The sequence below is a fragment of the Psychrobacter sp. AOP5-GZ1-6 genome, from assembly GCF_052376345.1.
GTDB lineage: Bacteria > Pseudomonadota > Gammaproteobacteria > Pseudomonadales > Moraxellaceae > Psychrobacter.
The window spans coordinates 1-18,023 of record NZ_JBQSVP010000060.1 but is presented as its reverse complement, the minus strand read 5'-3'; the positions used below and the strand labels follow the sequence as shown (position 1 = coordinate 18,023).

At 43.0% G+C, this 18,023-nt stretch carries 16 protein-coding genes and 1 pseudogene; all 17 read right to left on the bottom strand.

Annotated features, from left to right (window positions below; all coding sequences use genetic code 11):
- On the bottom strand, window positions 1–254 hold a 254-nt coding region (locus tag ACT3RN_RS09235), incomplete at its 3' end, for a hypothetical protein (protein WP_442063286.1).
- 101 nt (window positions 255–355) lie between these two features.
- Window positions 356–763, bottom strand: coding sequence for a hypothetical protein (locus tag ACT3RN_RS09230; RefSeq protein WP_192992860.1), 408 nt, complete (start codon window positions 761–763; stop codon window positions 356–358).
- Window positions 763–1,287 (bottom strand): hypothetical protein, encoded by a 525-nt coding sequence (locus tag ACT3RN_RS09225; protein WP_444518584.1) that lies wholly within the window; start codon window positions 1,285–1,287, stop codon window positions 763–765. Before ACT3RN_RS09225 ends, ACT3RN_RS09230 begins: the two co-directional genes overlap by 1 nt.
- A 66-nt stretch (window positions 1,288–1,353) precedes the next feature.
- A complete protein-coding gene (locus ACT3RN_RS09220; protein WP_442063292.1) occupies window positions 1,354–1,797 on the bottom strand; it encodes a hypothetical protein in 444 nt (147 codons plus the stop codon).
- Window positions 1,787–2,224: a hypothetical protein gene (locus tag ACT3RN_RS09215; RefSeq protein WP_442063295.1), complete on the bottom strand. Its 438-nt coding sequence runs from the start codon at window positions 2,222–2,224 to the stop codon at window positions 1,787–1,789. Before ACT3RN_RS09215 ends, ACT3RN_RS09220 begins: the two co-directional genes overlap by 11 nt.
- 24 nt (window positions 2,225–2,248) lie before the next feature.
- On the bottom strand, window positions 2,249–2,677 hold the full coding sequence (locus ACT3RN_RS09210; RefSeq protein WP_192992599.1) for a hypothetical protein: 429 nt from the start codon (window positions 2,675–2,677) through the stop codon (window positions 2,249–2,251).
- Window positions 2,674–4,158, bottom strand: a complete 1,485-nt coding sequence (locus ACT3RN_RS09205) for a hypothetical protein (protein ID WP_192992600.1) — start codon at window positions 4,156–4,158, stop codon at window positions 2,674–2,676. Before ACT3RN_RS09205 ends, ACT3RN_RS09210 begins: the two co-directional genes overlap by 4 nt.
- 2 nt (window positions 4,159–4,160) lie before the next feature.
- Window positions 4,161–7,100 carry a contractile injection system protein, VgrG/Pvc8 family gene (locus ACT3RN_RS09200; protein ID WP_444518583.1) on the bottom strand — a complete coding sequence of 980 codons (2,940 nt, stop codon included), beginning with the start codon at window positions 7,098–7,100 and terminating at the stop codon, window positions 4,161–4,163.
- A gap of 176 nt (window positions 7,101–7,276) precedes the next feature.
- The gene (gene tssA / locus ACT3RN_RS09195; RefSeq protein WP_444518582.1) at window positions 7,277–8,425 is read right to left on the bottom strand and encodes a type VI secretion system protein TssA; all 1,149 of its coding nucleotides are present in this window, start codon (window positions 8,423–8,425) and stop codon (window positions 7,277–7,279) included.
- Window positions 8,425–11,451: a type VI secretion system ATPase TssH gene (gene tssH, locus ACT3RN_RS09190; protein ID WP_442073478.1), complete on the bottom strand. Its 3,027-nt coding sequence runs from the start codon at window positions 11,449–11,451 to the stop codon at window positions 8,425–8,427. Before tssH ends, tssA begins: the two co-directional genes overlap by 1 nt.
- Before the next feature lie 109 nt (window positions 11,452–11,560).
- Window positions 11,561–12,601 (bottom strand): type VI secretion system baseplate subunit TssG, encoded by a 1,041-nt coding sequence (tssG, locus tag ACT3RN_RS09185; protein ID WP_442073480.1) that lies wholly within the window; start codon window positions 12,599–12,601, stop codon window positions 11,561–11,563.
- Window positions 12,565–14,388, bottom strand: coding sequence for a type VI secretion system baseplate subunit TssF (gene tssF / locus ACT3RN_RS09180; protein ID WP_442062612.1), 1,824 nt, complete (start codon window positions 14,386–14,388; stop codon window positions 12,565–12,567). The genes tssG and tssF overlap by 37 nt, the downstream gene beginning before the upstream one ends.
- Window positions 14,389–14,442: 54 nt before the next feature.
- Window positions 14,443–14,934, bottom strand: a complete 492-nt coding sequence (gene tssE, locus ACT3RN_RS09175; protein WP_192992125.1) for a type VI secretion system baseplate subunit TssE — start codon at window positions 14,932–14,934, stop codon at window positions 14,443–14,445.
- A gap of 101 nt (window positions 14,935–15,035) precedes the next feature.
- Window positions 15,036–15,539 carry an Hcp family type VI secretion system effector gene (locus tag ACT3RN_RS09170; protein WP_192992126.1) on the bottom strand — a complete coding sequence of 168 codons (504 nt, stop codon included), beginning with the start codon at window positions 15,537–15,539 and terminating at the stop codon, window positions 15,036–15,038.
- 53 nt (window positions 15,540–15,592) lie between these two features.
- The gene (tssC, locus tag ACT3RN_RS09165) at window positions 15,593–17,083 is read right to left on the bottom strand and encodes a type VI secretion system contractile sheath large subunit (RefSeq protein WP_192992127.1); all 1,491 of its coding nucleotides are present in this window, start codon (window positions 17,081–17,083) and stop codon (window positions 15,593–15,595) included.
- A gap of 3 nt (window positions 17,084–17,086) precedes the next feature.
- A complete protein-coding gene (gene tssB, locus ACT3RN_RS09160) occupies window positions 17,087–17,599 on the bottom strand; it encodes a type VI secretion system contractile sheath small subunit (RefSeq protein ID WP_192992128.1) in 513 nt (170 codons plus the stop codon).
- Between the two features lie 18 nt (window positions 17,600–17,617).
- Window positions 17,618–18,023, bottom strand: a pseudogene (locus ACT3RN_RS09155) (hypothetical protein); the annotation flags it as partial.

Here is an 18,023-nt window from a genome sequence, read left to right as displayed (position 1 = left end):
AGGTGGACGTTGTCATTGTCATTATTGGTGTCATCGTCATCGGTTTGCTGGCGCTTTAGAGCGGGATTGGGCTGTAAGGTTAAGGGATCAAAGGGTGCTACGCCGAGCCAGTCTGCGGGTATGTGGTTGTTGATACTATGATGAATGGAGACTAGGCTTAGGGGATCTGTGAGATACGGGTTGCCACTGATGAAATGGGCGCTGGGTAGACTCAAGTGACGGATATTGCCTGTAAGACTACCTATATTAGCCAATTGCACTTTGCTTTTTTGATAGCGAGTTGCAAGTTTGTCCAGTCCGTCGTCGTTTAGGTAGCTATGGCTGACTTCCTATTATTGAAAGCATTATAAACTATCTATGCAATCACCAACATCACATACAATATAGACCCAATAAACCACGTCGCATTCACAGCAATACCTGAATACCATTTCCGCTTAACGGTTTGATTTTGGTTTGCAAAAGCCGCTTGGCGCTCTGCTGTGACAGGTAAGATGTTATACGGATTGTGCTCACCGTCCCACATAAGCCGCCGCTGCACTTCAGGATGTAGTGCAGGATTGGCACTCGATTGATAGATATTGCCTTCGGCCAAGTCTAAGTAACTGACAGTACAAGCACGCAACCAACCCATAAAGGTCACTTCATGTTGTAGTCCAGTCAGACCCTTGTCTTTTTTCTCTTGAGCAATATCGGCACAAGCCAGTAGCGACGTGCTGATATCTGTTGGACACGCGTGGGCGTAAGGTAGCCAATGATTCATTAGAACAACCACCCCAAACTAACCACATACCAGAGCTTATCGACCATGCTCGGATAGTCACCATGTGGTCTTGCAGCACCCATCATATCTATAAGAAAAGCGCCTACGAATAGCATAGCAATAGTAGCAATGGCAGTTCCTACGCTATAAGCCACCGTTTTCCAAATAGGCTGCTTACGCTGCTCCATATTGCCTTCAGGCAAATGCTTATTTAAATCATAAGGGTCATTAGGATCGATCTGACATTCCGCTTCAATAGCTTTGCTAAAGCGATGCCGATAACTGGTCAGCATTGAAATCACTCGGCCGATATAACGTAGTACCAACATAGGTAAGGTAATTAATTGTACAGGATGTATTCTAAAAGTCCGCTCAGGATATTCTATATTCTCATGATCATAATGGACTTCATTAAGTATCAAACGCTTAAACGACATCAGGGGTGTTTCACGTTTTTTATGAATAGGATAAATATAGCGTATGGCTTCTTTGACTTCTTTTAGCTGCTCATCGTTACCTTCCATATAACGACGGATAAACTCGCGTACCTAGGTAATCGTTATCACCCCAGTTGAATACTTTTTTTGCTACTACTGCCCTACTCGCGTAGCTAGCCAAATAAACACTCCACTACCTACAAACCAAAAAGCCATAAGAACAAAAGTAAAGAACGAACCCATAAGTAGCTTATTATGCTTTTGGTACATCTTAAGCGCACTCTTGTCATTAATTAAAGGATACCAAGGCAGTTGTGGTATTTTAAATGAACCGTATTTCTTATATTTTAGGTGGTAGTTCATATAAATACCCGCCATTGCAATGATAAAAAAATGTATGTCATAACCGTCCATCTTTTTATCGTAGTATTTTTTGTCCGAATATAAAATATGAGCAATATCTTTCTTATGTCTCCTAAAATAAATAACGCATAATTGATACGTAATCATCCAAATGATCATGCCGCCTATGCCTATACTTATTGCAAGCCATTTAAATATATTTGGTGCATTAATTATATGTAGACTAACTCCCAATTCGCTTCGCCCACAACATAAAAAAACTACTTCCAATTAACCAAAATAAACCAAGACCTAAAGATGTAACATTTAAGACCAGCCACTTATAATGTTTCTTAACTAATAAAAGTGCATTCTTTTCATCTAAGTTAGTATGCATGATACTAGTGCCGCTGCCGCCCTTAAACATTGGTAAGTATCCTTTTCTTTTGTACACAAAGTGATATTGGATAAAAATAGGAGTAGCTATAAAAGTCATAAAAAACATTTGGTACATGTTTAACTTACCTTCGTAAAAGTATTCATCCCCATAAAGGTAATAACATAACGATTTTAAGTTTTTTTGTGTATAACGAATGACTATTTGATGTGAAATCATCGTAACTATGATACCTCCAATGAATGTAACGATAGCGAGCCACTCTATGATATTCTTCCAGTCCATTAGATTCTCTCATTCACTGAATATCTAACCACCTACTCGTTTCGCCATAAACATTATTAAACTACCACCGAATAACCAAAAAAAACCTAAACCAAGCGATATGACATTTAAAACTAACCACTTATAATTGTTCTTGATTAGTAAAAGGGCTGTCTCTTCAGTGAGATTAGGATACATTGAACCTTTTCCTTTTTTAAACATAGGAAAATAACCCTTCCTTTTGTAGATTATATGATATTGTAAAAATATAACGCTAGCTATAGAAGCCATAAACATCATCTCGTACATATTTAATTTTCTCTCATAACGACTTTCATAGCCATAAAGAGACTTATATATAGGCTTTAAATTCTTTTGCGTGTGATTAATTACCATTTGATGCGAGATCATCCACAAAATTAATCCTATTACAAAAACTAAAGCACCAATTTTTGATAGTAAATCATAGGTCATAATAGTTTGTTTACCTCATCACCAATTACATCTCCAGCGAATCCTCCAAACTCACTACCTAAAATACCTCCAGCCACTCCGCTACCAGCAGCAACTACCCCAATCACTATAAGCCCGATTCCTCCTGTCCCTGCACCTATGACAGCAGTAGCTAAAGCTGCACCACCTGCTCCGCCTAGCCATCCACCTGCCAGACCTCCTTCTAGTTTTAAAGTTTCTGTAATAATAGTCTTCCTAGTGTGATCGCTATCCCCAGAGTCATAAGCATCTTTCACAGTCATAGTTGAATCGGCGACACTGACTGCTACAAGAATATTACCTCCACCTTCTGTTATTTTAGTCATCTTCCCTAGTTTCATAAAGTTTTTAGCATAGGCTTTGATTCCCCCTTCATAACGCGAAGACCTTATCATCACATCATTTTTGACTTGTTTTCTTATGTTTTTGGCAGTGAGACCTGTTTCATATTTAAAAAAACTCTGCGCGAATGCATTATCAAAATCTTTAATTAGCTTAGGATAGGTTTGTCTGAATGAATTAAACTTTTTAGGATTGCCAAGTTTAGATTTAATTGGCTTGCCAGAACTATCGTAAGTTGTTTTTCTTACGTCTTCATAGGCTTCTACAAGTCTTGTATAAGCCTCAGTAACCTTAGCATTGCTAGTTTCAGCAAAGTTTACAATACCTTGAGAAGTTCCTGCACTCATTGCTGCAATTAGTCCAAGATCAACACCTTTGGATGGTTTATCTACATTTTTTACTTTATCCTTAGTCAAACTTACGTAATCTACAGTTCTTAGCATACTATGTAAGAAGTCTGCATTGGAAGCAAACATTTCAGGGTTAAATCCAAACTCTTCCTTTACTTTATTAAACTCAGCCTTAGCTGCTTTAGCATCCTCCTTCATTTTTACTAATTCTTTGTTACTACTATTGGAAGTATTGGATAATATTACGAAATCACCTGCATGTATTGCCATTACAGGTGTCAGTAGGTGTGCATTATTAGCTCTAAATATCTGATCTTCTTTATCTGTAGGCTTTTGCTCATAGATTTTATTAAGAAAACTTTCAATTGATTCATCTTTTTCTGCTATCATCCACCCAACTTCAGTTGTATCGAGTAACACTTTCTTAATCGTATTAGGATCTTTTTTAGTGCCTGCAATTGTTGTTTTTAATTCATATCTACGAAACACACCTTTGCTTTTGTTAGGCTTAGCAGAGATATTTTTGACTAACTGACCGTTAACCTTGATATGATAGTTAATTTTTTGAATGTCACCTTTAGGCAATTGACGCTCGATAGTTTTACCTTGATTGTTAAACTTTTGATCAATATATCGCTTTGTCTTTGTCCCTGTTGTTCTTTGATAAGTCGTTTCTCCAGATCTGTATACAATAATGAGGTCATAACGAAATTTATTGATATCTACCGTATTAGGTACGGTGAAGATGAGCCCTGTGTATTCAGTTGCCATGATTACTCTGCCTCCTCTATACTATCATCATCGTCTAAATCTATTTCTTCATGGACAATCGCATGCAGTTCGTAGTCTTTAGACTCATCATCAATTAATATCTTTAACTTGCCTTCATAATCAGTAGTATGTATCTCGGTTGAACCATCAGGTTTAATCAGCATACATTTGGTAAAGGGAAGTGGATTGTCATCTTGGTCATGTACGATATAACGAAGATAGTAGTCTAAGTTTTCAGGTAATTTTGCCGTCGGCAGATGCACAGCAGGAGACCCTGTACCACCCCCACTGCCCCAATCCACCTTACTCGCCTTATACCCCACCTGAGCAGGCGTAATAAACGTCACATTGCCCCCTGATAGCTCAATACCACTACCTGCTGATTTTAGGGTCAGCGTATCAGGCGCGATGATCTCGATACTGTCTCGGCTATGGATGCGTAGTACTTGCTCACTGTCTAGTCGCATTTCACTTTGATGCGCTTGTATGGTCACATCACCATGAGCCGCGGTATGGGTTTGCGCTTTGTTACTGTAGTAATGGATATCACCTGCCACCAACTGATTCATCTGCGTTTGACTGTGATGATGGGTGCTGCCTGTTGCGTGGCTATGCGTGTTTTCAGTACTGGTATGTTGGCTATGCTGTCCTGTGAGCATGGCAAGGTGACGCTGAGAGTCGATGAGCAGGTTGGACTGTTGCCACTGTCCGGCATTATCTAGTGCGCTGTCATTGGTATCTTCGCTAAATTGGCCAAATGCGGTTTGTTGTTCTCCTCCTTTACTACCGCTTTGACTGCTTCCGTCTATGCCGACAGGTTGATGGGTTTCTGCTAGGCTTTGATAGGCTATTTGATGTTGGTCAGCGGTTTGTAGTTTGCTATGACTGTCATGGCTCATGTGAGGGTTTGATGAGGGGTTTGATTGACTGCTGCTGATATGAATACCTGTGCTGCCTTGAATGTTGGCAGCCGCTTGGGTCTCGATACTGAGGCCTTGTCCACGTGCTTGACCACGGGTATGGTCAGTATGCTGATACAGATGACCAATGGTTAGGCTGGACTGGTAGCTGCTGCTATAGGCGTTGATCTGCGGACTCTCAGGATGGGCATCAAACATAAGCTGGTTATAGCCATTAGTGATGCTGTCTTTGGTCGCATCGCCTCTGCGACTGCTATCAATGCTTTGGGTTTTGATGCCGTCTATGGGGTAAGCATGGCTTTGGTTAATGAACCAAGCTGGACTGGTGGCGTCGATGCTGTCTGAGTCACTAACGATGCTGTTGTGCTGAGCATCAGAATTGCCTTGACCATTATGGGTGCTGCCGATGATGATGGGATGGGTAATGTCACCACCGATGAAGTCGATGAGGACATGCTGTCCATGACGCAGAGGATGGGTCTGTCCCATGTGGTCGGCGACGAGGTGACTGGCGATGGGTATCCAGTGGGCATCATCCTGACTATTGTCGCTATTACTATCGCTGCCATTACTGCCATCAGCTTGCCAGTGATATCTGATATGAGCACGGTGGTTACGGTCATGGGTGATAGCACTGCTGTCTGTGGCGATGATACTGGCACTCATGAGTCCTGTCAGACTCGGATGCGGTTGCCCAAGTTCGCTTAACTGTGCGCCATAGGGAATATGGTGATGATGTGGAAACGGTAGGTAGCAGGCATTGATGTGATGAACATTGTTGTTATTATTGTCATTGTCGTCATCATTTTCATGACTGGCATGGTTGGTATTAGGCTGCAAGGTAATAGGGTCAAAGGCGACTGCGCCCAACCAGTCTGCGGGTATATGATTGTTAATGTGCTGATGTATGGAGACGAGGCTGATCGGATCGGTCAGATAAGGGTTGCCATCGATATAGTGGGCGCTTGGCAGATTCAGGTGACGGATATTGCCAGTTAGGCTGCCAAGGTTGGCAAGCTGCTGTGCGCTCTGTTGGTAGCGGGCGGTCAGCGCAGTGAGTCCGTCGTCATTTAGGTGGCTATGACTGTGTAAGAAGCGACTGTGGATACTAGGGCTGTCCGAGTCAATAGATTGCTCACTGGTGCTACTGCCAGTATAGGTGCCAACTAAGCGGTTGTCATAACGATATAGACCTGTTTGCTGAGTGTGCTGGGCAACTTGCGGACGAACGGCGGTGATGCGGTCTTGTCTGTCAGCGAGGTTGGCTGGGTTTTGACTGAGAATGCTCTGAATGTCATTGGCATCAGGACGCAGTATTTCACCATCAGGGGGTAGTAATACCAGCGTGTGGCTGTCCGCCTCATGACGGTAATAACCTGTCACTCCATAAAGAGTGAGATACTGCGTTAAGTAAGCCAGATCAGTTTGATTGTATTGCACGCTATGTTGAATATGATAGTTACTGTCATCACTGAGACGCTCGTCAATCTCAACATCCATATCGTATGGGCTCAGAATATCAGTGATCAGCTCGCTTAGACTGAGATGATGATGGCGACGGTTATGGCTAGATAGGCGTAATTGATTCAACGCAGGTTCGCAGATAATACGATAAGCTGCCATACCGCTATTACTACCTAGAGCGACGACTTCGGTAATGATACCGTGACGGATCTGACTGGTTAATAGTGCATCACCTGTGTTCCAGTGAATAGATAGACTTTGCCCGATCCAGTCTTTGGTATCCAGTCCTGCTTGTGGATGCAGTAACGTCATGCTAATACGGTAGCCACAATAGAGTGCCAGCTGACGCTCTTGATAAGACTGCGCCCGTTGGTCGTGATGGTAAGGGCTTGGATAGGCATCTGGCGTGGGCATAAGCGCAGGCTCATTCCACACGCTATCAGGCAGTGGCATGCCAAGCAAACTCTCTATAAGGTCCGCTTGCTGTACCAAACTAGTAGCAATATCAGGATGGGCACTGCTAATTTGCAAATGCCGTTTTGTTTGAGTCCATACCATGACACGCCCTTCTCTATCAGTCTAAAGGTGTAAATACAGTCAACCCACTATAAAACCGCTGTGCTATCGCTATCATGATGGATAAACTGTACCAATATACAAAATTAAAAATGCCCCATAGATTGCCGGTATCCTGACAACCCAATCAACGATTCAAACCCCATTTAACCACTCAATTAATAGCCATCATCAGATGAGTCACGTTTTGGTTGAATCCCAATCATGTCAGAGAGCATCGATAATTGATCTTCGTTCTTGATGATATGCGCAAGCCACTGATCAAGTGGCATATCAGCCCAATCAATCGCCCGACCAAGTAAAAATGTCACAGGACTGTGCGGTTCATTGGTCGCAAAGTAATCTTGAATTTGACCCAATAATTTAAGCGCTTGCCGGCGGTTTGCTTGATGATCGCGATTACTCGGAGTAAAGCTGGTTGGTACGCTGTTTTTTGCGCCGCTTGCTTGTCCTCCGTCTAACATCGCGCTATCAGTAGATAAACTACCATCTACATCAGCAGTGCTCTCTTGACCCTCGCTGTCTAACCCGTCAGCTTGCTCCGGTATCAATGGACGTAGATGCTGACTTAGAGACACGAGCAACTCAGTAACTGGCGCAAACACAGGCGCATCCATTCCCATCAGGTTATTTAGTTGATCTGTGAGTGCTTGCCATTTTTCTGTGATGCTATTGAGGTGGGTCATGAGCGCTTGTTGCCATGCCTCACTACTGTTTTTGATAGCGTTATTATAATCACTAAGCGTTAATTGGCTGGTCGATTCGCTATCAGGATTTTGCTGACGTTGCTTATCATGATCTCGAGCGGTTAAATAATAGTTATAGTTATATTTTTCAGCCTTTGTTTCAGACAGTGATAGCTGTTTTAGATCATCAGTGAGCGCTTTTACGAACCATGAGAGCAGTCCCGCTCTGATATCCATACTGTCTTCTTCGCCATCTAGCGGCGGATACATGGTGAGCCAATACTCGTCATTGAGTGCCTGTAGTAGGCTAAGCCCTTGGCTGATACCCGCTAAATGATCGGTATGACTCAACGCATCGACATACCAAAGCGCCAGCTTCATATCTTTACTGGTATGAATCAGTAAGTCTGCACACTGCTCCTTCACAAAGTCCCAATCAGCCACTTTTAGCTCAGTGACCCAGTTCCCTTGCGCCAATAACGGATCGTCCTCTTGACGAGCAGCGACGATGGCATCGATACGCATGTCGAAGGTAAGGTCTTCGCCGACACCCTGGTGACTGCCATCAATAGGAGCAATGAGCGCATCCATGTTAACAACTAAGGCATTATTAGTGTTCATTATAGTGATTCTTCCTTAATCGATTTTTTACTGGGTGCTTTTTTACTAGGCGTTTTTTTACTAGCAGCTTGTTTGGCTGGTGCTTTTTTGACTGGTGTCGCTGTTTTCTTAGCAGCGATCTTGTTAGCAGATGCTTTGGTAGCTGCTGGTTTTTTTTCATCCTGACCGGCTATTGACGTGTCTGACACTTTCTCAGCCGTTTCTGCACCCTGGTTTTTGCTACCATGATTTTCGCTACCATAGCTTTCACTGCTTTGTGCCATTTGACTCAGTGGCACAACTGCATCGGTATCCAGAAGATAAGCAAAATTATCATCGGCATCAACGAATACTGTAATCTGCTTTAGCACACTTTGACTGTCATCATGCGCCAGCAACTGACCTGCCAGCTGCGGCAGCAAAGTATGACTAATGATAGCATCGGCGTTACGTGCACCAGAATCCACCTCATGACAACGCGACAAAATCAGCTCAATCACCTCATCGTCAATAACACAAGGAACTTCGTAATTTTCACGAATACGTCCAGTGATTTTGTCTAATTTCAAGCGGATAATTTCTGCCAGCGCGTCATCGCTCAACGGATAGTAAGGAATGACTGTCAAACGACCCAAAAATGCAGGCTTAAATGATTTATATAAATGCGGATTAATGACCTGTTTTAGGCTGTCACTATCGGGCAAGCTAAAGTCAGTAACGGCTGGATCAGTATTGATACATGCCTGCATAATCTGTGATGAACCCACATTACTGGTCAATAAAATAAGCGTGTTTTTAAAATCAATTAACCGCCCTTCACTGTCTTCCATCACCCCTTTATCAAAGACTTGATAAAACAGATCCAATACGTCTGGATGGGCTTTTTCTACTTCGTCGAGCAAAAGCACACTATAAGGACGACGGCGAATCGCTTCGGTTAATACACCACCCTCACCATAGCCCACATAACCTGGAGGTGAGCCTTTTAAGGACGCCACACTATGAGCCTCTTGATACTCTGATAGGTTAATCGTAATAAGGTTACGCTCACCACCATATAGTACCTCTGATAGTGCCAGTGCGGTTTCTGTCTTGCCCACACCACTTGGCCCAACGAGCATAAATACCCCTTGCGGGCGATTGGGATCGTCTAGGCGTGCTTTCGCCGTGTGAATACGCTTGACGATAGCAGCCACCGAATGGTCCTGGCCAATAACCCGCGATTGTAGGGTGTCAGCCAAACCTAAGATATGGTCTTTTTCATTGCCTGCCATATCGTTGAGTGGAATTCCTGTCCAATCTGAGATAATCTGCTTAATAACCTGTCTGTCTAATACCGCATGAATCAGTCGCTGCTCCTCTTGTATCTGTTTTAGCGACTGTTCAATGTTTTGGTACTCAGACTGTTTGTCTAAGCGCTCTTTTGCGCTGAGCGCATCAGTACCATCTGTCTTGTCATTCAATTGCTTATTCAATGTATCAAGCTGATCATTAAGCTCACGCTGTTCATGCCAGCGACTGGTCATGTCTGCAATGCTTTGCTGATTGGTTTGACGCTGCTCATCAAGCACGGCAATTTTTTGGCTGACTTTTTCTTTTTCATCAACGCCGCCGATACGCTCAAGCTGCTGACTGAGGTTATTGATGTGCTGCTCTAACTGCAACCCTTTCGCTTGTAGTCTATCTAGCTGATTAGGCGTCGCTGTCTTTGACAAGCTCACTCGTGCGGCTGCCGTGTCTAATACGCTAACCGCTTTATCAGGCAATTGTCTATCGCTGATATAACGTGCTGATAGCTCAACGGCTGCTTGTAGTGCATCATCATCTATCAAAATCCCAAAATGCGCCTGCATCTTGGCACTCAAACCACGAATCATCGCCACTGCCGTATCGATATCAGGCTCATCGACTTTGACCACTTGAAAGCGGCGTGACAACGCTGCATCTTTTTCAAAGTATTTCTTATACTCTGACCAAGTAGTCGCTGCAATCGTTCTAAGCTCACCACGAGCCAGCGCAGGTTTTAATAAATTCGCCGCATCGTTTTGACCCGCTTGCCCGCCTGCTCCAATCAAGGTATGCGCTTCATCGATGAATAAGATAATCGGCTTGACCGATGCTTGCACTTCTTCGATGACTTGCTTGAGGCGATTTTCAAACTCACCTTTGACACTCGCTCCTGCCTGTAGCAACCCCATATCGAGACTACGTATCGTCACGTCTTTGAGCTGATCAGGCACTTGACCGGCGACTATCTTTTGCGCCAATCCCTCTACCACTGCGGTCTTACCTACACCGGCCTCACCTGTCAAAATAGGGTTGTTCTGACGACGACGAATCAAGATATCGACCAACTGGTGAATCTCAAACTCACGACCAATGACAGGGTCTATCTGCTCTGCACTGGCTTTAGCAGTCAAATCATAAGTGTATTTATCTAGCGCAGGTGTTGGATTAGTGGCTGCTTGTTCTGTATCTAAAGATTCTTGCTGGTCTGTATCATTGTTTGCATTACCCTCAACGTCTTTACTGGCACCTTTATTACTGCTTGACCCACTCCCCTCGGTACTGCCAAGACATTGACGCTCATAATCATCTTTTAGCGTAAAACGATCAATATACTGTAGCTGCTCTGGAAGGGTTTTGAGGACGGACTGATAACGCTCATACGATAGCAATACCAGTAATATATGCCCAGAGCGAATTTCTAACGAATTATTATCAGCTTGATTATGATTGCTGCTGGCAAGCTCCCATGCATCTTCTAACAGTGCCATTAGAGCTTCACTAAATACTGGCGTTGAGCCAGTTGCCTGACCAAACGTATTTAGCAGATCTGTGATATCAGCTAGCAATACCTGCTGATTTATCTTATTGAATTTGAGTATTTGCGCCACATCATTATGCGGCGTCGCAATCAGTTCATGTAGCAGATGGACAGTATCGACTTCGCGATGTCCATTGTTGATACAAAGCCTAGCTGCCTGCTGCAAACACTGTCGGCAACTTGGACTCAAGCGGGTAATTACAGCTTTTAACTGGCTCATAAATCTTTTCCTTTAACATTGTCATTGCAATTGTCATTAGACTTAACATTATTTTTATGAAACTAAGAATAACTGGTAAATAATTTGTTTATTCGTTGGTATTCCTACTTTACTGGATAGGCAGTGCATAGCGAGTGTCATTATGATGCTGAGTCGCAGGATTCGATACCAAAAACCCACCTCGCCCCAAGCCGCCAAAACCACTTTCTGATAACGACAATGGCGTGATATATTTTTTATCTAACTCTAACTGCATTTCAACAGCAAGACAGACACCGCACCACTTACGGATAAAATCAACAATAACTCGATACATGTCGCCGGCAGGTAATAGTCTTAAATAACGCTTGGCATCCAATTGATGAAACACAATTCTGATCTTGCTATCGAACTGTACGGCGCGCGCACCGCAAAATGCAGACAGTCCAAGTGCGGCATGCTGTCCACCAAGTGCCGTCTGCTCACTAGGCGGTAGGTCAAACCACTCTGGTACAAACTGCTCGACACTAACCGTACTATCCAAGAAGTGTGATAATACATGTGACAACTGGTCGGCGGTCAAACGTCCGGGGGCTATCATGCCCGCATATGCGATCAAGCTATCGATGGCAGTTAGCTTTTTGGGCTGACGTGCTAATGCTCGTAAGCTCAGCAAATAATTGTCTTTTTTATGGTTTATCTCATACTGTAATGGCAAGTTATAAAACCAGCTCGCTTGCACATATAAATCGGTCAAACGATGGTTAAATAAGTCCAAAAAGGCTGGAGCCGCTTTGTCTTTTGCATGATTGACTCGCGACGCTAGGTGGTCGGTATACATCGCTGGCAATGCCGATAATGGACCGGTAAGCCCGATGACCGCTGGACAAACCTCGACCTGTCTGACACTGACCTTGCCGTCCTCTATTTGACCATCCGTTACTGCGCTGCCACCATATTCCATAGCATCTTGAGCAACAAGCACCATCGACTCGATTTCAGCTTGTGGATACGCCAATGATAACGAGGCACGGTAACGCACTTCGATAGGCGCATAGCCCATACTGACTTCATGCCGAACCAAACGGAGCGCTTGCAATAGCTCATAAGATTGCGGTGCAGCCATTAAGTCCGTTAAATAAGAGGACTGAGACCGCTGCGTGGCTGACATCTGTATATCTCCTCTTTGGTTACGGCATCACTAATGACCACTTCCACGAAGCTATTTAAGCTCGCATGATAGCCAAATACATGCGCCAATAAGTTGGCAAACTGACGAATACTGACGCCAGCAAAGTTTTTTTGATTGATGTTAATATTAACCAGCGTACCACGCACAAACCCAGGTTGCGGCAAACGCTGAATGCGTCTCGCTTCAATACTGGTCTCAACAGAAACAATACCTTCAACCAACAGTTGGTTTGAAGCAGATTGCGTAATATCATACAGCGATAAATACTCTTTCATCAGCTCAGCATCTTGAGCTGCCAATGATAAAAAGTTTAAGCTAATCAGCGATATCAAACGCCAACGCTCCTCCCCCGTGTATTCAAACCGTGCCGTTCTCGTTGGCTGTTTTAATAATGATAAGCTGCTAAAGCCTGACATCCCTTCGCTAAATAGATCACCACGGCTTTGACCGAATACCACTTGCGCGGGTAAATCTCTATTGGTACATAATAGAGAGGCACTCATGCTCACCGCGCCTGATAAATCTTCGCGGTCTTTTTCGACAAACATAATCTGATATTCAAAGCCTTGTTTAAACTCAGCCATATCCTTATCACGTTTGATATGATAATAACGACCGTCATCTTGCTGCTCATAATGATTGAGCGCATAAAACGGATGATACTCACGCTGTATCAGACGATTTTCGCTTTGTTTGGATTCTATGACTTTTTTGACCTCATAGATTTCATGCTGAAAGAGCGCTCGAGTATCAGGCACTAAATCGTAATAGACAGAACGATGCGTTACCTGAATCGGCTTCGCAGCCGCTTTGAATAGATTGACGACAGGCGTACAAAACAACTTAATACTACTGGCACTTAATTGCTGCAAGTTTTTTAGGCGGATGGTGTTTTTTTTGTCAAACTTAAAATAACAGCGAATCTCAAAACCATTACTGTCAATCTTTAAGTTCGGAAACGCCTGGCCAATGTTTAACCGTAAAAAGTTAAATTTTTCAGGAAAATAAAAGTACTCTTTTAATAACGCAGAAGCTGCATTACTCACTCGATGACTAGGCAAAATCTGCTGCTCAGGATCGAAGCCTATGATCTCAAATGGACTGCCCGTAGTTCTGTTAACCTGCCTACCATGCAGATGCGTTTGCTTCACATCACACCATAACAAGTCCCATAAGCTCGTACCTTGACTGGCATCCTCATCTATATATAAGTCAAGTGAGTGATCTAGCAGTGCCTGATAGTCAAAGCTTGGATTTAAGGTTTTGAACTTAATACTGATACAACCATTCAGTAGACCATGCTGGTTGTCATACACTTCTTGACGCGTCTCAAAGCTGACGCTATCTACCTCTAATGGTAATAATGTCACGTCTTGGGTTGACTGAAATTGGCAAGGTGTGCCATTTATTTTTTGGGTCGCAAACGAGCTTTGCTTGGGTGCGACGACAACCTCACTCATCGCATTGCCCTGCACGCCTAGATTGAACTGCGCAATAGAGACTGATGGGAAAGGTTTGAGGTAATCGGGGTAGACGACTTCTAATAGCGACTCAGTAAAGTCAGCATACGAATCATCTAGTTTTTTATTAATGCGGGCACTAATTAGCGAAAAAGCCTGTATCAATCGCTCAATATGCGGATCGTCTACCGTGTCGTGACCCATCAACAACCGATTGGCTATTTTTGGATATTTTTTGGCAAACTCTTTTGACTGTTTGTTAAACAGGCTAAGCTCATGCTCAAAATAAGGAAGTAGACTGTCCATGATGCCTCAGTATGATTGGCGCCGCTAACGGTGTTAGCTGAGCATAGATATGGGTTATTTGATTAAGTAACGTTGAGAGCTTGGCTCAAAAAATGCGTCAAAACTGACCAATTCTTGTGCTGGGTAAACTTTTAGCAACGCTTCGATAGAGAAGCATAACTGATTGACATCAACAGCACCAATATCTAGCGATACTCGAACGTTTCTGAGTCGAGTGTCTTGCTGTTCAACAGTTTCAGCTATCTGCCGGCAAATATAATCACAGTCAGTAGGATTGGCACTACTCAGCCCTACAAAATCTAAGATACCAAAATTCAATATCGATGAGCGTACATGTTGATATTCTTGCAACTTACTAGATACCACGCAGCGTGTATTTAATAAAGCCTCCAGATCTCGTGCAACAGAGGACTTTAACTCCTCAATGTTGAGACGACGAACCACCAGTTCGTGCGACAACTGACGAGGCTGATCATCAAATAACTGTTCAAACAAATTTGGGCGAAACCCAGTTTCTTTGTTGAAAGCGTTAGTGGCGTAATTCATTGATATAATCATTCCTATTTTAAACAACAAAAAAGAAAGGCCTAAATATAAACCTTTCTTTTTCGGTACGATACAATAGATAACACCTGATACAACCTAATTTAAGCTGTATAAGTGGCAGTGTTATTAGCGAGTGACCATTTCTTAGTCACAGCGCCTTTAGCAGAACCATCGATATCTTGCTGAGTGTATGTCCACTCAACAGCAGCATACTTAAGACCAACTTTTTCAATTGGCACGCCTTCTGAGCGTACTGTTGGCTCAACACTTGCGATAAGTGCATGCTTAAGCTTTACTTCAAGATATTTGACGCGCTTATCGCCATTGGCACGATAAAAGTCAATTTGAATCTCATCAAAAGTATAACCAGCAGAACAAGCTTCCCACAACTTAGGACTTGTAGAATCCAAGTCTTTCATAAACGTCATGTCAGAATGCTCACAACGCTCAGAAGTATGGCCACCAACACTACTTGCAGTCGCTGATTTAGGCTGACGAATCAAGTGATCCCAAGTATTTACTTCAAGCCAACCTTGATGCTCGCTATCACGAGACTCGCCATCAATTTTATATTTGCCACTGAACTTAATATAAATATCCTTCATATCACATACCTTGTTTTAAAAATTTTAATTACACATTGGTTTTTAATAAACGATTAACTGTTGCTAGACTGCGGTAGTTGGGTAACCAAACGCAAAGAAACAGACAGTTCATCAAGTTGAAAGTGTGGTCTCAAAAAGACCACTGACTTGTAGACACCAGGCTTACCTGGCACTTCTACAACTTGTACAGAAGCTTCGCGCAGTGGGTACTGTGCTTTAGCTTCTTGTGAGGCTCCATCATCTAGCAAGACATAACGAGAAATCCAATTATTCAAAAAGGTCTCAACATTACCTGGTGATAAAAAGCTACCGACTTTATCGCGCATCATGGCTTTTAAGTAATGCGCAATACGTGACACTGCCATAATATATTGAAGCTGTGTAGACAATGAAGCGTTGGCATTGGCATCATCATTTTGATAAGTCTTGGCTTTTTGTACTGACTGCGCGCCAAAAAATGCCGCATAATTGGTGTTTTTGCAATGAACCAACGGTATGAAGCCCAAGTCACTGAGTTCCTTTTCACGGCGATCCGTAATAGATATCTCAGTTGGGCATTTGAGCGCCAACTCCCCTTCATCTGTCTTAAAGGTATGAACTGGTAAGCCTTCAACCAAACCACCACCCTCTACACCGCGAATAGCGGCACACCAGCGGTAATCAGAAAAAGCATCAGTCAGTCTTGAAGCAAAGGCATAAGCAGCATTCACCCACAAATAATCGCTATGATCACTACCTGAAACATCTTCAGTAAAGTTAAAGCCTTCAACCACTGTTCCCTCTTTAGGGTCATAAGGCAAACGACCTAAGAATCTAGGCGCAGTCAGCGCCACATAGCGGGAGTCATCTGATTGTCTAAATGCACGCCAACGTATATATTCAGCGGTTTCAAATATCTTTGATAAATCTCGAGGGCGACCAATATCAGTGAATGAATCAAGACCAAACATCTCAGAAGATGCGGCTGATATGAAAGGAGCATGTGCTGCTGCTGCAACATGGGACATTTGCTCAAGCAGGTACATATCTGAATTTTGGCGATTGAACTCAAAGTCACCAATGATGGCAGCATAGGGTTCGCCACCAAAGCTGCCAAACTCTTCTTCGTAGATTTTTTTGAATAAAGTGCTTTGATCAAAATCGATTGAAGACTGAAAGTCTTTGGTCAACTCGCGCTTAGTAGTATTCATCATACGAATTTTTAGCATAGATTCTGATGGCGTTTGACTACACAAGTAGTGCAAACCTCTCCAACTAGACTCTAGTTTTTGAAACTCAGGCGCGTGCATGACGGTCGTCAATTGCTTAGATATCAGTGCATCAATTTCGGCGATACGAGAATCAATCGAAGCTGTCAAATTATCTGACAATGTCACTGTACCTTGCATAACCTCATTAGCGAGCTCTGCAATTTGTGACTTCGCACGATTCTTTTCGTCATCGGACTTGGCAACGTTACTTTTATTCACGATCTCTTCTAATAGGTCGTAGTTGTCGCTATTGACCGAATCCGTTGCTATATTCTGCTGGGCTTGAGCACTCATCGATTAATCCTCACCATCAGTTTGGTTTTGTTCTGCCATTTTTTTGACTTGCTCAGTGTTGTTGAGCACATCATCTAGCAAATCTTCTAGCTTCTCGTTTGCTGAGATTTTATTGCGCAAATCAGCTAAACGATCTCGTGCTTGCACCAACTGTTTTAATGGATCAATCTGTTCCGCAACGGCTTCTGGACGGAAGTCATCAATACTATTGAATGCCAAATCAACCGCAAACTCACCGCCTTTATCACTCAAGTCATTACTGACACGGAAGGCGGCACGCGGTGCTAGACCTGACATCACTTCATCGAAAGTATCCAAATCCACTTCGACAAACTTTTTATCTTTAAAACGAGGTTGCTCAAGTTTCGAGTCCCCTGAGAACTCTCCTAAGACGCCGACAACGAAAGGGATTTCCTTCGTTTCAATCGCATCTCCAACTTCGACATCATAGGTAAGGTGTACACGAGGAGCACGTACTTTTCCGAGTTTCTTTTGCACACTATCTTGCTTTGCCATAATTCATTACCTCAGCAATTAATTTCTTGGACGTACATTTTTAAATGGATCAGTTGATACAGGAGTATTATTAGAAGCTGGCTGGCTTACAGTTGGTTTTGGTGATGTTGACCTTGTTGGTTTTGATGGTGTTGGTGCTGGCTTTGACCTTTTTATTGGTTTTGGTGGTGTTGGATTTGACCTTCTTATTGGTTTTGGTGGTGGCTTTGGCAATGATTCATCGTAATTAAATCCGTAAATATTACCTGCTACCTTACTTAGCGTATGCTGATATTCTATTTTGGATGCCGCATCTACATTATTTAAGTAGCCGGTCTGTAATTGTTTTTGAGCAACGATGATGCTGCTATTTAGCAAAATACTTTTGAGCGTTGCAGTGCTTTTACCTCGATCAATTGCCTCGCTAGCTGCATAAATAGCATAA

Bases quoted from the DNA above. Each gene is read 5' to 3' on its own strand.
- tssC (WP_192992127.1), bottom strand. From the start codon at position 17,083: ATGAGTGCTCAAGCCCAGCAGAATATAGCAACGGATTCGGTCAATAGC.
- ACT3RN_RS09170 (WP_192992126.1), bottom strand. From the start codon at position 15,539: ATGAAGGATATTTATATTAAGTTCAGTGGCAAATATAAAATTGATGGC.
- tssE (WP_192992125.1), bottom strand. From the start codon at position 14,934: ATGAATTACGCCACTAACGCTTTCAACAAAGAAACTGGGTTTCGCCCA.
- tssH (WP_442073478.1), bottom strand. From the start codon at position 11,451: ATGAGCCAGTTAAAAGCTGTAATTACCCGCTTGAGTCCAAGTTGCCGA.
- ACT3RN_RS09225 (WP_444518584.1), bottom strand. From the start codon at position 1,287: ATGGAAGGTAACGATGAGCAGCTAAAAGAAGTCAAAGAAGCCATACGC.
- ACT3RN_RS09200 (WP_444518583.1), bottom strand. From the start codon at position 7,100: ATGGTATGGACTCAAACAAAACGGCATTTGCAAATTAGCAGTGCCCAT.
- ACT3RN_RS09215 (WP_442063295.1), bottom strand. From the start codon at position 2,224: ATGGACTGGAAGAATATCATAGAGTGGCTCGCTATCGTTACATTCATT.
- ACT3RN_RS09210 (WP_192992599.1), bottom strand. From the start codon at position 2,677: ATGACCTATGATTTACTATCAAAAATTGGTGCTTTAGTTTTTGTAATA.
- tssA (WP_444518582.1), bottom strand. From the start codon at position 8,425: ATGAACACTAATAATGCCTTAGTTGTTAACATGGATGCGCTCATTGCT.
- ACT3RN_RS09205 (WP_192992600.1), bottom strand. From the start codon at position 4,158: ATGGCAACTGAATACACAGGGCTCATCTTCACCGTACCTAATACGGTA.
- tssG (WP_442073480.1), bottom strand. From the start codon at position 12,601: ATGTCAGCCACGCAGCGGTCTCAGTCCTCTTATTTAACGGACTTAATG.
- ACT3RN_RS09230 (WP_192992860.1), bottom strand. From the start codon at position 763: ATGAATCATTGGCTACCTTACGCCCACGCGTGTCCAACAGATATCAGC.
- tssF (WP_442062612.1), bottom strand. From the start codon at position 14,388: ATGGACAGTCTACTTCCTTATTTTGAGCATGAGCTTAGCCTGTTTAAC.
- tssB (WP_192992128.1), bottom strand. From the start codon at position 17,599: ATGGCAAAGCAAGATAGTGTGCAAAAGAAACTCGGAAAAGTACGTGCT.